We start from the raw sequence: 14,071 nt of genomic DNA, 5'->3' as shown, positions 1-14,071 counted from the left end.
CGCCCCCCGGCAGCCCGAGACCGAGCAGCACCGATTACATCCCCGGCAGCCCGAGACCGAGCCCCGGCTTCACCCCCGGCGGCCTGGGACCGAGCCACAGTCACGCTCCCGACGGCCCGAGACCGAACAACGCGGGTCACACCCCCGACGGCCTCAGACCGAGCCCCGGCAACCCAGACCGGAAACCGGGGCTCGGGGCCCGGAACCCGGAACCGGGAACCCGGGCCCCGGTCACACCCCCGGCGCCCTGTCCCGTACCCGCGCCTCCACCGAGTCCAGCAGCATGTCGAGCGCGTGGTCGAAGATCTTGGGGTCGCCGATCGCGGCCAGTGGGGCCGTCAGTCCGGCGATCCTCGGGTAGGTCTCCGCCGGAAGGCGGCGGTACTCCAGTTCCCAGGCCAGGGTGTCCCGGTCGCGGGAGTCCGCGTCGAGGGCCTGGAGCCCGGCCTCCATGGCGGACAGCGAGCGGATGACGTTCCCGAAGATCCGGACGAACATCACCGCCTCCTCGTCGTCGAGGCCGGCCCGCCGCAGGCAGTCGAGGGCGAACTCCACGTTGGCGAACTCGGTCGGCCGGCGCGTCGTACGGGCCGCCATCTGCCAGGCGAACACGGGATAGCGCAGATAGTGCTCGTGGATGTGCCGGGCCTGCGCGCGCAGGTCGTCGCGCCAGGAGTCGGTGGCCTTGAGCTGTCCGCCGTAGGAGCGCGCCCGGAGGTCGTCGATGAGCTCCAGGATCAGCTCGTCCTTGTCGCGGAAGTGCCGGTAGAGCGAGGTCGGGTGGGCGTGCAGCTCCTTGGCGAGGGCCTGGAAGGTGAATGCCTCCAGACCGTCCCTGGTGGCGACCTTCTCCGCCGCGTCCAGGATCACCCGCCGGCTGAGCGTGTCCCGCGCCAGCCGCCGCCGGCCTCCGGTCCCGCCCGCCGCGGCGTCCTTGCCGTCGCCCGTGCGCGCACCACTCATGCTCGTCCCTTCCCTCGGCTTCCGGGCCGCCGTCGCGACCCTATCGCCTGCACCAAAACGTTATCCACATGCCTGGGCAATGCGAACGCATAGTGACTAGCCTATGTCCATTGCTAAGTCTTGCGCAGCTCCCTACGATGAGCCCACGGCTTCGCCACGGAAGGTTTCCAGCCATGCCTCAACCGCTCACAGCGACCGTTCAGGGCCGGTTCCCGGCCAGACTCCCGGCGGCCGGCGCACTCCTCACCGCACTGGCACTGACCGCCACCGCATGCACCTCCGGGGCCCCCTCCCCACAGGCGGACACCGCCACGAACCTGCCGGTCAGACAGGGGGGAAGCCTGGTCATCGGAGCCGAGCAGGAGCCGGACTGCGCCGACTGGATCGGCACCTGCGGCGCCTCCATCTGGGGCACCTACATGATGCAGACCCAGACCGTCCCGCAGGTCTTCGACATCCGCCTCAAGGGCGGAAACTGGACACCGGTCGCCTCGAACCTGATGGCGTCCGAGCCGACCACGAAACTGGTCGGGAACCAGCAGCAGATCACCTACCGGCTCAACCCGAAGGCCGTCTGGTCCGACGGAAAGCCGATCACCTCTGCCGACCTGAAGTACACCGCCCTCCAGGTCCGCGACGGCAAGGCGATCTTCGACAAGAGCGGCTACGACCGCATCGCCTCGGTCGCCACCCCCGACCCGACCACCGCCGTCGTCACGCTCAAGTCCCCGTACGGCAACTGGAAGCAGCTCTTCGGCGCCGGCTACGGAGTGCTGCCCTCCCACCTCCTGGCGGGCAAGGACCGCGACGCCGTCATGAAGGACGGCTACACCTTCAGCGGCGGCCCCTGGAAGATCGCGTCCTGGAAGAGGGGCGTCTCCGTCACCCTCGTCCCCAACGACCGCTACTGGGGCCCCAAACCACACCTGGACAAGGTCACCTTCCAGTTCGCCTCGGACACCTCGGCGGCGATCCAGGCCTTCGCCGGCGGGACCTTCGACGCCCTCTACCCCACCCCGCAGCTCACCACGGTCGACCAGATCAAGACCCTGGGCAGCGCGGCCCACATGCAGGTGCAGTCCCAGACCGGCAACCTCCAGGCCCTGTGGCTCAACAACGCGAAGTTCCCCTTCGACTCGGCCGCCGTACGCAAGGCCTTCGCCTACTCGGTCGACCGCGCGGCCATCGTCAAGCGCCTGTTCGGCTCGTACGGCGTCACCGCTCCCGCGCAGAGCTTCCTGTCGCCGCTGGTCTCCCGCTACGCCGCCGACGACTTCTCCGGCTACCAGCCGGACGCGGCCAAGGCGGCGCAGCTGATGAAGGCGGACGGGTGGACGAAGAACGGCAGCGGGTTCTGGGCGAAGAACGGCAAGGAGGCCGCGTTCGCCGTCACCTCCCTCGCCGGTAACCAGAGCCGTGAGCTGACCGAACAGATCCTCCAGGCCCAGCTCGCCAAGGCCGGGTTCCGGGTGACGATCAAGAACTCCACACCCGCGAACATCTTCGGCAAGCTCGCCCCCGCCGGCGACTTCCAGCTGGGCCTGTGGAACCTCACCGACTCCTTCCCCAACCCCGCCCTGGCCGCCACGTTCAGCAGCACGGCCATCCCGAGCGCGGCCAACGACCAGTCCGGCATCAACTTCATGCGCATCCGCGTCCCGGGCCTGGATCCGGTGCTGGAGCGGGTGGACACCGAACTGGACGAGAGCGCCAGGGTCGCGGAGTCGCGCAAGGCGGAGAAGCTCATCGCCGACGACGTCCCCTCCCTGCCGCTGGCCGCCGTCCCCAACATCCTGGTCACCGGCGCACGCGTCGGCGGACCGCTCTCCATCAACCCGGTGGAGGGCCCCTGGTGGAACCTCGCGGAATGGGGCCTGACGAAATGACACCGGTCCGCCCGCCCCGCAGGGGCCTGCCATGACCCGATACGCCCTGCGCCGCCTGCTGGCCTCGGTGCCCGTGGTCTGCGTCGCCTCGTTCATCCTGTTCTGGGCGGTGCGGGCGACCTTCGACCCGCTGGCGAAACTGCGCCAGTCGGTCGACCCCACGGCCCTGCACCGGGAGACGGTCCGCCTCGGGCTCGACCGGAGCCTGCCCGAGCAGTACCTGCTGTGGGTCAAGGGCTTCCTCCAGGGCGACTGGGGCATCAGCACCCGCACCGGCGGGGCCGTGCTGCCGATGGTCGGCGACGCCCTCGGCACCACGCTCCAGCTGATCCTGTGGGGCGTCGCCCTCGCCGTCGTCCTGGCGCTGGCGATCGGCCTGTACTCGGCGGCCCGCCAGTACACCGTGGGCGACCATGTGCTGACGGGCCTGTCCTACCTCGGTGTCGCCATGCCGGCGTTCTGGTTCGGCCTGGTCCTCATCCAGGTGCTCGCCGTCTGGCCCAAGCAGCAGTTCGGCCTGCCGGACCCGCCGCTGTACTTCGTGGGACTGCACTCCGTCGGCCACAGCGGACTCGACCTCGACTACCTGCGCCATCTGGTGCTGCCCGTGATCACGCTCACCGTCGGACTCGTCGCGTCCTGGTCCCGGTTCGGCCGCGCCACCCTCCTGGAGGCGCTGTCCAGCGACTACGTCCGCACGGCCCGCGCCAAGGGCGTCCCCCGCCACCGCATCCTGCTGCGGCACGCCCTGCGCAACGCGCTCGCGCCCTTCGTCACCGTCGTCGCCATGGACGCCGCCGCCCTGGTCGGCGGGCTCGTGGTGACCGAGCAGATCTTCTCGATCCCCGGCATGGGCAAGCTGTTCCTCGCCTCGCTGGAGACCGGGGACGTCTTCGTCCTGCTGCCCTGGATGCTCGTCGTCGCGGTCGCCGTCATCCTCTTCAACCTGCTGGCCGACCTCTCCTACGCCCTCCTCGATCCCCGGGTGGCCCTGCGATGACCCAGCCCACCACGCTCCTGGCGCCCCCGCCGCCCGTCGTCTCCGGCGACCCGCACACCGCCCGCGTCGTCCTGTCCCGCTTCCTGCGCCACCGCCTCGCGGTCGCCTCGCTGGTCGTGCTCGTCCTGCTGGCGGTCTGCTGCTTCGGCGCCGCCTGGATCGCGCCCTACCCGCACAACGCGCAGGACCTCCTGGCGGCCTCCCAACCACCGTCCGGCGCCCATTGGTTGGGCACCGACTCCCTCGGCCGCGACTACCTCAGCGAGATGCTCTACGCCGGTCAGCTCTCCCTGGCGATCGGCCTGGGTGTCGCCCTGCTGGCCACCCTGGTGGGGACGGCGGCCGGCGCGGTGGCCGGGTATCTCGGCGGCTGGCCCGACGAGGTGATCATGCGGGTGGCCGACCTGTTCCTGATCGTGCCCCCGGTCGCCGTCCTGGCGGTGTCCCTGCAAGGACTCGGACCCTCGCCGCTGACCATCGTCGTGGTGCTGAGCAGCCTGGGCTGGACCCTGATCGCCCGGGTCGTCCGGGCCCGGGTGATCCAGCTGCGCCACCAGGAGTTCGTGGAGGCGGCCCGGGTCATCGGCGCCTCCGGCCCCAGGATCGTCGTACGGCACCTGCTGCCCAATCTGACGGGCCTGATCGTGGTCAACGTGTCCCTGTCGGTGGCCATGGCGATCATCCTCGAATCCACCGTCAGCTTCCTCGGCTACGGCGTCCAACCGCCCCAGTCGAGCTGGGGCAACATGCTCACCCAGGCCACCGGGCTGATCGGCACCTCACAGGCCTATCTCCTGTACGTCCCCGGCCTGGCGATCCTCGTCACCGTGCTCGCCGTGAACTTCCTCGGCGACGGGCTGCGCGACGCGCTCGACCCCCAAGGCAGGCAGTGATGAAGACCGCCACCGAAGCGATCGACGCGGCGGCCCCGCTGCTGTCGGTCCGCGACCTGAGCGTCACCTACCGCACCGACGCGGGTCCCGTGGCCGCCCTCGACCGGCTCTCCTTCGATCTGCACGCCGGGGAGACGCTGTCCATCGTCGGCGAGTCCGGCTCCGGGAAGAGCGCCGCGTCCCTGGCGTTGATGGGGCTGCTGCCGCGCAACGCCACGGCCTCGGGCTCGGTACGGTTCCGCGGCCGGGAGCTGCTGACCCTGTCCGACCGGGAGCTGCGTGCCGTACGCGGCCGGCGCATCGCCATGGTCTTCCAGGACGCGCTGGCGGCGCTGAACCCGATGATGACGGTGGGCGCCCAGCTCGCCGAGGCGGTGAGCGTGCACGACCCGTCCGTCTCCCGCGCCGCCCTGCGGGAACGAGCGGTCGAACTGCTCGACCTGGTCGGCATCCCCGATGCCCGGACCCGGGCCGGCCAGTACCCGCACGAACTGTCGGGCGGCATGCGCCAGCGCGTGATGATCGCCACCGGCATCGCCAACGAACCGGACGTCCTCATCGCCGACGAGCCGACCACCGCCCTCGACGTGACCGTCCAGGCCCAGGTCCTCGACGTCCTGGCGCGCGTCCAGGACCGTACGAAGTCCGCGATCCTGCTGATCACCCACGACCTGGGCGTGGTGGCCGGCCTCGCCGACCGCGTCCTGGTCCTGTACTGCGGGCGGAAGATGGAGGAGGCCCCGGTCGAGCCCCTCTTCTACGAACCGGCCCACCCCTACACGCGCGGTCTCCTCGCCGCGCTGCCGAGGATCGACCGCAGCACCCGGCGACTGGCCCAGATCGCCGGCCAGTTGCCCTCGCCGAACGAGCGGCCTCCGGGCTGTCCCTTCCAGAACCGCTGCCCGCACGCCGACGAACGGTGCGCCGAGAGCCCCCGGCCGGTCCCGGTCGGCGAGGGCCACACGGCCGCCTGCGTGCGGGCGCACGAGATCGCGAGCGTGACGCCATGACCGCACCGGCACTGACCGTCGAGGGGCTGGTGGCCGAGTACACCACCGGCCGGCGCGGACGGCACGCGCGGACCGTCCGGGCCGTCTCCGGGGTCGACCTCGTCATCCCGGGCGGCACCACCCTGGGCCTGGTCGGCGAGACCGGCTGCGGCAAGAGCACCCTGGGCCGCTGCCTGGTCCGGCTGACCGACCCGGCCGCCGGGCGGATCATGCTGTTCGACACGGACGTGACGGCGGCCGGGCGACGGGAGCTGGCCGCCGTACGCCGTCGGATCCAGTTCGTGTTCCAGGACCCGTACGCCTCCCTCAACCCGAAGCTCACCGTGCACGCGGCGCTCGCCGAGCCGCTGCGGATCCACGGGCTGCACCGGGGCCGGGAGAACGAACGGGTGCGGGAACTCCTGGAGTTGGTCGGCCTGGACCCGGGGCACGCCCACCGGCATCCGCACCAGTTCTCCGGCGGCCAGCGGCAGCGGATCGGCATCGCCCGCGCACTCGCCGTCGAACCGGAGGTGCTGGTCCTCGACGAACCGGTCAGCGCGCTGGACGTCAGCGTGCAGGCCGGGGTGATCAACCTGCTGGAGGACCTCCAGCAGGAGCTGGGCCTCACCTATCTGTTCGTCGCCCACGACCTGTCGGTGGTCCGGCAGATCAGCGACCAGGTCGCGGTCATGTACCTCGGCCGGATCGTCGAACAGGGGCCCGTGGACACGCTGTTCACCCGGCCGCGCCATCCCTACACCCAGGCCCTGCTGTCCGCCGTGCCCATCCCCGATCCGCGCCTCCAGCGGGCGCGGAGGCGGATCGTCCTGGAGGGCGATCTGCCCAGCCCGCTGGCCCCGCCGTCCGGCTGCCGGTTCCGCACCCGCTGCTGGAAGGCGCAGGACGTGTGCGCCGAGGCGACGCCCGCCCTCGTGGAGCAGGGCGACGGCCTGCTGACCGCCTGCCACTTTCCCGACGACCCGCCCCCGGCAACCCCGGACCGACCCGAGGAGGTCACCACATCATGACCAGCAACTGGCAGCGGTTCTTCACCGCCGACCGGCCCCACGCAGTCCGGCGCGGGCGCGGACCGGGCGACCGGTCCCTGATCGTCGTGGAGAGCGAGGACGGTCCCCGGCTGTCGCTGTGGGAAGCCGGGCGCGGCACGGTCCGGCCGCTGAGCGAGGTGACCTCGGGCGACCTCGTACAGGCCGTTCTCGCCTCCGACGGCGAGCAGATCCTGGCGCTGCACGACGACAACGGCTCCGAGGTCGGCCATGTGCACGCGACCGGACTGGACGCCGACGACAGCCGCGATCTCACCCCGGACCTGCCGCCCTACGTCCTGCGCGGCATCGACGTGGCGGGGCGGGCGGACCGGGCCGTGATCACGTGCGCGGCGGAGGACGGCTTCAGCCTGTGGCTGCTGAGCACGGACGGTTCCGCCGAACCCCAGCTGCTGTTCCGGTCCCCGCACGAGGCGTGGAACGGCCTGGTCTCGACCGACGGCACCCGCGCCTCCGTCGACACCACCGACCACAATCCGGGCGTCCGCAGATTCGCGGTCACCGTCGTCGACACCGCCACGGGCGAGGTGCTCGACCGCCTGACCGACGGTCCCGAGGCACCCGTGCGCGGTGTGCGGTTCTCCCCCGTCCCGGGCGACGACCGGATCCTGGTCGCCACCGAGCGCACCGGGTTCGCCCGTCCCTGCGTGTGGCATCCCACGCGTGGCAACCGCGTCGACATCGACGCCCCGCACCTGGAGGGCGACCTGGTCCCGCTGGACTGGTCCGACGACGCCACCAGGATCCTGGCCGTGCACGTGGACGCCGGGATCCACCGGGTCATGGAGGCCGACCTGGAGTCGGGCACGCTCCGGCCGCTCGACCATCCGCCGGGGGCGTACTTCGAACCGGACGTGGCGAACGCGCACCTCAACCTGTGGGCCTCGCACTACGGTCCCGGAAGCACTGTCCGCCTCCTGCACCAGCGCTTCGACTCCCCCCTGCGCGTGCTGCACGCCAACGGCCCGGACTCCGCGCCCGTCCCCGTGCTCTTCCCGCAGCCCGACCTGGACGGCGTGCGGTGCGCGTCGAACCCGATCCGCTCGACGGACGGCACGTACGTCCAGCTGTGGTGGGCCCGACCACACCACGCAAAGGGACCCGTCCCGCTGGTCCTGAACCTGCACGGCGGCCCCAACATGGTGTCGGTCGACAGCTACGACCCCACCGCCCAGGCCTGGCTGGACAACGGCGTGGCCTACGCCTCGCTGAACTACCGGGGTTCGGTCACCTTCGGGCGGCGCTTCCGCGAGGGGTTCATGCCGGCGATCGGCGACCGGGAGCTGGAGGACATCGAGGCGGCGGTCCGCTGGCTGGTCGCCGAGGGCGTCGCCGACCCCGACAAGGTCTTCGTCACGGGCGCCTCGTACGGCGGCTTCCTGACGCTGCTGTCCATGGGACGGCTGCCCGGACTGTTCGCCGGCGGGCTGGCGCACGTACCGCTGGCGGACTGGCTGACGGCGTACGAGGACATGAACCCGGCACTGCGCGTGGCCTGGTCGTCGTTCTTCGGCGCGAAGCCGGAGGACGGCCTGGACCGCTTCGTGCGGGCGTCACCCATCACGTATGTGTCCGAGGTCGTCGCGCCGGTCTGGATCAACCAGGCCACGCACGACACTCGTACCCCGCCCAAGCAGGTGCGCCGCTACGAGGAGGCGCTGCGCGCGGCCGGCGGAGACATCGTCGTCGACTGGTACAGCGGCGGTCATGAGACGACCGGGCGGGTCAAGGCACTGGCCGAGCAGTCCAGGATGCTCGGCCTCGTCCGGGCCGCCCTGCGCCAACAGCCTTGGAGTCAGGGCGTGTTGTGAGCCGTGAGGAAGGACCGGAGGTGGCCGAGGGTCTCCTCCGGGGCCTCCTCGGGGACGTAGTGGTCGCAGGGCAGTGCGGCGCCCGTGACGTCGTCGGCGTACTGGGACCAGACGGCCGGTACGTCGTAGTGGCGGCCGACGAAGCTGTGCTCGCCCCAGAGCGCCAGCAGCGGCTGGGTGAGCCGGCGTCCGGCCGCCGCGTCCTCCTCGTCGTGGACGAGGTCGATCGAGCCGGCCGCGCGGTAGTCCTCGCAGGAGGCGTGGATCGCCGCCGGGTCGGAGAAGCAGCGCACGTACTCGGCCTGGGCGGCCGGGTCGAAGGGGGTGCCGCCGTGGTGCCGGGCGCCCATCCGGGCCCGGATCCAGAACTCCGGGTCGCCGCCGATCAGGTGCTCGGGGATGCCGTTGCCCGCGGTCAGGAAGAACCAGTGGTAGTAGCCGCGCCCGAAGTCGGCGTCGGCGTGCAGGTAGGCGTGCCGGGTCGGCACGATGTCCAGGACCGCAAGGGCGGAGACCGCCCGCGGATGGTCGAGCGCCAGGCGGTGCGCGACCCGGCCGCCCCGGTCGTGCCCGACCACCGCGAACCGCTCGAATCCCAGCTCCCGCATGACGAGCAGCTGGTCGCGCGCCATGGCCCGCTTGGCGTACGGGGTGTGCCCGGCGTCAGACGGCGGCTTGTCGCTGTCGCCGTAGCCGCGCAGGTCGGTGAGGACCACGGTGTGGGTCTCGGCCAGGCGCGGGGCGATGTGGTGCCAGATGGCGTGGGTCTGGGGGTAACCGTGCAGCAGCAGGACCGGCGGCCCCTGCCCTGCCGTACGCACGTTGATACGGACGCCGTCAGCGTCGACGGTGTGCCGGGCGAACGAGGCGGGCAGCGGACTCTTCATGGTCCGATCCCAGCAGGGCCCGGGCGGCCCGTCCAAGACACGTGGCCGACAATGCATATAGGCGCGTCCTATCGACGGTGTCTCCACGTGCCTGCGAGGGAAGGCGGCACTGCACCATGGACGTCCGGCAGCTGGAGTACTTCCTCGCGGTGGTCGACCACGGCGGCTTCAACCGGGCGGCGACCGCGCTCTATCTCTCCCAGCCCTCGCTCTCCCAGGCGATCCGGACCCTGGAGCGGGACCTGGGCAGCGACCTGTTCCACCGGATCGGCCGCCGGGTCGTCCTCACCGAGGCCGGTACGGCGCTCATCGAGCCGGCCCGGACCGCGGTCCGCGCCCTCGAACTGGCGCGGGCCGGCGTGGAGTCGGTGCACGGGCTGCGCACCGGCCGGGTGGAGATCGCGGCCATGCCGTCCCAGGCCGTCGCCCCGCTCACCGGGATGATCAGCCGCTTCCACCGGGCCCATCCGGATGTGTCGGTGACCGTACGGGCCGCGTTCACCCCCAGGGACGTGACCGAGATGGTGCGCACGGGCGGGACCGAGCTGGGACTGCTGGCCTCCCCCGACGCGCCCCCGGACACGGAGGTCCGCACCCACCCGCTCCCGGAGCAGCGGTTCGTGCTGCTGGCGCCCCCGGACGGCCCCTTCGCCCCGGACACGACCGTGGTGGACCGGAAGGACCTCACCGGGCACCGGCTGATCGTCGGGCAGCAGGGCACCGGGATGCGCCGGTACATCGACGACCTGATCGCCGAGGGGGTGAGGGTGACCCTCGCGGTCGAGACCGAGCACCGAGTGGCGATCCTGCCGCTGGTCCTGGCGGGCGCGGGCCTCGCGGTCGTCACCGACGCCTGGCGGGACCTGGCCCGGCAGGCGGGCGTCCGGGTGCTGGACCTGGAGCCGCGCACGAGCCTGCGGGTGACGCTGGTCGGCCGGCACGGAGCGACGACCCCGGCGGCGGAGGCGTTCCTGCGCACGGCACTGACGGAGGACGCCGGCACCGCCGTAGAACCGCCTTCGTCAGTGCCTTCATAAGCGCTGCCTATAAGGCACATGGGCAGCCGGTCTTGGACGCGCCGGACGAACCGTTGCTGCAATCGCTCCCATGCCTCCCCTGAAGAAGCACCGCATCGCCCTGATCCCCGGCGACGGCATCGGCACCGAGGTCGTCCCCGCGGCCCGCCGGGTGCTGGATGCCGTCAGCGCCCGCCACGGCATCGCTCTCTCCTACGACACCTTCGACTGGTCCTGCGAGCGTTTCCTCGCGGAGGGCTCGATGATGCCGTCCGACGGCCTGGACCTGATCCGCGGGCACGACGCGATTCTGCTCGGCGCGGTCGGTTACCCCGGGGTCCCGGACCATGTCTCGCTGTGGGGCCTGCTGATCCCCATCAGGCGCGGCTTCCAGCAGTATGTGAACCTGCGCCCGATCCGCGTCTTCGACGGCGTGCCCAGCCCGCTGCGCGAGGCCCGGCCCGGCGAGGTGGACTTCGTCGTCGTACGGGAGAACGTCGAGGGCGAGTACGGCGAGATCGGCGGGCGGCTGTACCGGGGTCTGCCGGAGGAGACGGCCGTGCAGGAGGCGGTGTTCACGCGCAAGGGCGTGACCCGGATCGTGGACCACGCCTTCGAGCTGGCCGCGGGCCGGTCCGGGCGGCTGACCTCGGCGACGAAGTCCAACGGGATCGTGCACACGATGCCCTTCTGGGACGAACTCGTCGCCGAACGCGCCGCCCTGCACCCGGGGGTGACGTGGGACCAGGAGCACATCGACGCGCTGGCCGCGAAGTTCGTGCTGGACCCCGGCCGCTTCGATGTCGTCGTCGCCTCCAACCTGTTCGGTGACATCCTCAGCGACCTGGCGGCGGCGATCGCCGGCAGCATCGGCATCGCGCCCGCGGCCAACCTCAATCCCGAGCGGGACTTCCCGTCGATGTTCGAGCCGGTGCACGGCTCGGCCCCCGACATCGCCGGGCGCGGCACGGCCAACCCGCTCGGTGCGATCTGGTCCGCCGCGATGATGCTGGACCACCTCGGTCACCCCGAGGCGGCCGGCGCCGTCACCGACGCGATCGCCACCCTTCTGTCCACGACCCGGCTGCGCACCCCGGACCTCGGCGGCACGGCGACGACGGCCGAGTTCACGGCGGGGCTCATCGACCTGCTGTGACCGGGCCGGCCCTCACGTCGGCGACTCCGGCGACTCCCGGTGGTCAGCCGAAGTCGGGAGCCGGGGCCGTGGCGTTGAGTGCCGTCACTATCGTCTCCTCCTCGTACCTGAAATGGGATTCCAGCTGATTCGCCAGCAGTTCCAGGTCGGCGCGCAACCGCACGGGGTCGCTCTCACCGGGCACGAAGCCGTCGATGAGCCGCTGGATGTCCTCCTGCAGTCGCGCCACCACCTTGTGTTCCTCGGCGAGCTGTGCCAGCGCCGGAGCGAGCGCGGGGAACCGGCCGGCCAGCATCGGGAACGTGGCCGTGTCCTCGCCGCCGTGATGCCTGCTCAGTGCCCCGCAGAAGCTGAGGCAGTGGGTGCGCAGCTGCTGGGCGAGGTCCGGCGGTGTCCGCTCGATCGAGTCGGCACCGCCCTCGATCACCCGGTCCGCCTGGGCACGGAGCGTTTCGAGCTCTCCGCGCAGCCAGTCGTGCACCTCGACGATCCAGTCGCCCATGCCCTTGACCCGCCCCTCGCCGGGCTCGGGACCGATCCGGTTCAGTACGACGACCGGGATCTCCCGGGTCGTCCTGGCCTGGTGGTCGGCGTACCCGGGCGCCTCGGCGATCACGCGGTCGAAGAGCTTGTCACGCTCCTGGCCCGGCGGGATGGCGGCGATCGCCCGGTAGGTGTCGGTTCCCGTCTCGACCGTCACGATCGGGTTCTGGCGGATGTTGTGGTACCAGTCCGGGTGTTTGTCGGCGCCGTTCGAGGAGGCGACGACGATGCCTTTCCCGTCGAACTCCAGATACCCCAGGATGCTCTCCCGGCGCAGGCCGCTCCTGGCTCCGACGGTGGTCAGCACGGTCAATGTCCAGCCCTCGAACATGCCGCTCATCTTTCCGTTGTTCGCCCGAAACTCGGCGATGACCTGACGCTGGAAATCATTGACGTCACATCCCGCCCAGGTCTCGGCCTGTTCCTCGCTCATGCACTGCCTTTCCGAGTCGGTTGTCCGCGAAGGAGGGCCACGCCACCGGAAATCGACACAGAAATGCCCCGCATACCTACGCAGTGAAGATGGGCGCAGTAATCCCAGGAATGGGATTGACAAGCTGCGAGAGACGGAACATGCCGATCTCTGTAATGGCTGAGTAGCCGCTACCTCCATGCGTAGGCCCATACGGGGCTCCGAAAAACCGTAACACCGTCGCCGCGGTCCGGGCAACGCCTCTTTTCCGAACGCGGCCGGACGCAACGGGCAGCCGGTGGAGCGGAGTTGGGCCGGCGCTCGGCTTCCCTTCGGCATGCCGAAGTGGGCTCAGGGGTGACGGACTCCAGCGCGTTCGTAGTGCGCCGGTGGCATAGTCGCTACGCTCACTGCGGGGGCAACTGGCGTACGGATGGGGGAAGTTGATGGTGTACCGGAGACCGGTGCGGTTATGTTGCGGTGCCCTGGCCACCGGGCTGTTACTGGCCGGCTGTTCGGGGGCCGCGGGAGGCGGGAGCCCCGAGGCGGCCGGTTCCGAGCGCGCGAGCACCGGAAGTGGCACGTCCTCCAGCCCGACCCCCAGCGCCACGGGCCTGGATTTCACCGCCGATCCCGCGCGCGCGCCGAAGACCTCCACGGAGGGCGAACGCCTCGCCCGCGCCGTCGCGGCGGCACCCGTCAACTGGGGTCCCGGCTTCGTGAGGCGCACCCCGTACGAGACCGCCCCCGGCTCCTGGCCCGAGCTCGACGCGAACTGCGTATGGGAGCGCCGGTCGCTGCCCTCGACGGTGCTCGCCACCCTCACCCGCTACAGCGAACTGCCCGCCGAGGGCGGCAAGGGCCCGATCCGTGTCGCCGCCGTCGTCACCGTGCACCGCACCGTGAACGAGGCCGACTGGGAGATGTCCGAGACCCTCGAAGAAGCCCTGCGCTGCCCCGACCAGCAGCTCCGCGAGGGTGAGCGGATCACCGGACTGGCCTCCCAGGGCTCGGACTTCGGCATCCTGGGCAACCTGATCGCCGAGGACATGCTGACCGAGAGCGGCAACTACTACAGCGACGAACTCGGCGGCCCCTACTTCTACTCCTGGATGCAGAGCCGACTGGGCCAGGTCACCGTCGCCGCCGTCGGCAAGGGTTCCAAGGGCCGGTCCGCGGCCGAGGTCAGCGCCGCTCTTGTGCAAGGCGCGGGCGCCATGATCAGTCGCGCCGAGAGCGAACTGGAGACCACTCAATGAGCGGGCCGCTGCTCCCCACCGACCCCGCCTCGATCGGCGGACACCGGCTGCTGGCCCGGCTCGGCGCGGGCGGCATGGGTGTGGTCTACCTCGGCCGTACGGAGGCCGGAACGCTGGCCGCGGTCAAGGTGATCCAGGCCGAGTACGCGGACGAGCCGGAATTCCGCGCCCGGTTCCGCCGTGAGG

General features: G+C 71.2%; 13 protein-coding genes. 10 read left to right on the top strand and 3 right to left on the bottom strand.

The genetic code is table 11. The features are described 5' to 3' along the window. Positions 1-231: 231 nt before the first annotated feature. Entirely contained in the window at positions 232-963 is a 732-nt protein-coding gene (locus R6V09_RS04010) for a TetR/AcrR family transcriptional regulator (protein WP_317879932.1), read from the bottom strand. A gap of 173 nt (positions 964-1,136) precedes the next feature. Here R6V09_RS04010 and R6V09_RS04005 point away from each other — a divergent pair, with 173 nt between their 5' ends. From R6V09_RS04005 to R6V09_RS03980, 6 genes are read left to right on the top strand one after another with little or no spacing between them, the layout of a single operon-like run. Then, a complete protein-coding gene (locus R6V09_RS04005) occupies positions 1,137-2,849 on the top strand; it encodes an ABC transporter substrate-binding protein (RefSeq protein WP_317879931.1) in 1,713 nt (570 codons plus the stop codon). 31 nt (positions 2,850-2,880) lie between these two features. Next, positions 2,881-3,849: an ABC transporter permease gene (locus tag R6V09_RS04000; protein WP_317879930.1), complete on the top strand. Its 969-nt coding sequence runs from the start codon at positions 2,881-2,883 to the stop codon at positions 3,847-3,849. After that, entirely contained in the window at positions 3,846-4,742 is an 897-nt protein-coding gene (locus R6V09_RS03995; RefSeq protein ID WP_317879929.1) for an ABC transporter permease, read from the top strand. Before R6V09_RS04000 ends, R6V09_RS03995 begins: the two co-directional genes overlap by 4 nt. Next, entirely contained in the window at positions 4,742-5,752 is a 1,011-nt protein-coding gene (locus tag R6V09_RS03990) for an ABC transporter ATP-binding protein (protein ID WP_317879928.1), read from the top strand. Before R6V09_RS03995 ends, R6V09_RS03990 begins: the two co-directional genes overlap by 1 nt. After that, entirely contained in the window at positions 5,749-6,762 is a 1,014-nt protein-coding gene (locus tag R6V09_RS03985) for an ABC transporter ATP-binding protein (RefSeq protein WP_317879927.1), read from the top strand. The genes R6V09_RS03990 and R6V09_RS03985 overlap by 4 nt, the downstream gene beginning before the upstream one ends. Beyond that, positions 6,759-8,612, top strand: coding sequence for a S9 family peptidase (locus tag R6V09_RS03980; RefSeq protein WP_317879926.1), 1,854 nt, complete (start codon positions 6,759-6,761; stop codon positions 8,610-8,612). Before R6V09_RS03985 ends, R6V09_RS03980 begins: the two co-directional genes overlap by 4 nt. Here the strand turns inward: R6V09_RS03980 and R6V09_RS03975 are convergent. Then, the gene (locus R6V09_RS03975; RefSeq protein ID WP_317879925.1) at positions 8,597-9,499 is read right to left on the bottom strand and encodes an alpha/beta fold hydrolase; all 903 of its coding nucleotides are present in this window, start codon (positions 9,497-9,499) and stop codon (positions 8,597-8,599) included. The genes R6V09_RS03980 and R6V09_RS03975 overlap by 16 nt on opposite strands. A 116-nt stretch (positions 9,500-9,615) precedes the next feature. On the opposite strand from R6V09_RS03975, the gene R6V09_RS03970 reads away from it, so the two are divergent. Together R6V09_RS03970 and R6V09_RS03965 are read left to right on the top strand one after the other, a co-directional pair. Further along, positions 9,616-10,536, top strand: coding sequence for a LysR family transcriptional regulator (locus tag R6V09_RS03970; RefSeq protein WP_317879924.1), 921 nt, complete (start codon positions 9,616-9,618; stop codon positions 10,534-10,536). Between the two features lie 79 nt (positions 10,537-10,615). Next, a complete protein-coding gene (locus tag R6V09_RS03965; protein WP_317879950.1) occupies positions 10,616-11,671 on the top strand; it encodes a tartrate dehydrogenase in 1,056 nt (351 codons plus the stop codon). A gap of 43 nt (positions 11,672-11,714) precedes the next feature. On the opposite strand, the gene R6V09_RS03960 is transcribed toward R6V09_RS03965, so the two are convergent. Beyond that, positions 11,715-12,647 carry a nitroreductase/quinone reductase family protein gene (locus tag R6V09_RS03960; protein ID WP_317879923.1) on the bottom strand — a complete coding sequence of 311 codons (933 nt, stop codon included), beginning with the start codon at positions 12,645-12,647 and terminating at the stop codon, positions 11,715-11,717. A 425-nt stretch (positions 12,648-13,072) separates the two neighbouring features. Here R6V09_RS03960 and R6V09_RS03955 point away from each other — a divergent pair, with 425 nt between their 5' ends. Both R6V09_RS03955 and R6V09_RS03950 read left to right on the top strand, forming a co-directional pair. Beyond that, positions 13,073-13,885: a hypothetical protein gene (locus R6V09_RS03955; RefSeq protein ID WP_317879922.1), complete on the top strand. Its 813-nt coding sequence runs from the start codon at positions 13,073-13,075 to the stop codon at positions 13,883-13,885. After that, positions 13,882-14,071 (top strand): hypothetical protein (locus tag R6V09_RS03950; RefSeq protein WP_442809966.1); only part of this gene is annotated, 190 nt, incomplete at its 3' end. The genes R6V09_RS03955 and R6V09_RS03950, both read left to right, overlap by 4 nt.

It is taken from the genome of Streptomyces sp. W16 (assembly GCF_033194735.1).
GTDB lineage: Bacteria > Actinomycetota > Actinomycetes > Streptomycetales > Streptomycetaceae > Streptomyces.
This window is presented reverse-complemented; position numbering and strand designations above follow the sequence as displayed.

Coding starts and splice junctions, on each gene's coding strand:
- R6V09_RS04010 (WP_317879932.1), bottom strand. CDS start 963: ATGAGTGGTGCGCGCACGGGCGACGGCAAGGACGCCGCGGCGGGCGGG.
- R6V09_RS04005 (WP_317879931.1), top strand. CDS start 1,137: ATGCCTCAACCGCTCACAGCGACCGTTCAGGGCCGGTTCCCGGCCAGA.
- R6V09_RS04000 (WP_317879930.1), top strand. CDS start 2,881: ATGACCCGATACGCCCTGCGCCGCCTGCTGGCCTCGGTGCCCGTGGTC.
- R6V09_RS03995 (WP_317879929.1), top strand. CDS start 3,846: ATGACCCAGCCCACCACGCTCCTGGCGCCCCCGCCGCCCGTCGTCTCC.
- R6V09_RS03990 (WP_317879928.1), top strand. CDS start 4,742: ATGAAGACCGCCACCGAAGCGATCGACGCGGCGGCCCCGCTGCTGTCG.
- R6V09_RS03985 (WP_317879927.1), top strand. CDS start 5,749: ATGACCGCACCGGCACTGACCGTCGAGGGGCTGGTGGCCGAGTACACC.
- R6V09_RS03980 (WP_317879926.1), top strand. CDS start 6,759: ATGACCAGCAACTGGCAGCGGTTCTTCACCGCCGACCGGCCCCACGCA.
- R6V09_RS03975 (WP_317879925.1), bottom strand. CDS start 9,499: ATGAAGAGTCCGCTGCCCGCCTCGTTCGCCCGGCACACCGTCGACGCT.
- R6V09_RS03970 (WP_317879924.1), top strand. CDS start 9,616: ATGGACGTCCGGCAGCTGGAGTACTTCCTCGCGGTGGTCGACCACGGC.
- R6V09_RS03960 (WP_317879923.1), bottom strand. CDS start 12,647: ATGAGCGAGGAACAGGCCGAGACCTGGGCGGGATGTGACGTCAATGAT.
- R6V09_RS03955 (WP_317879922.1), top strand. CDS start 13,073: ATGGTGTACCGGAGACCGGTGCGGTTATGTTGCGGTGCCCTGGCCACC.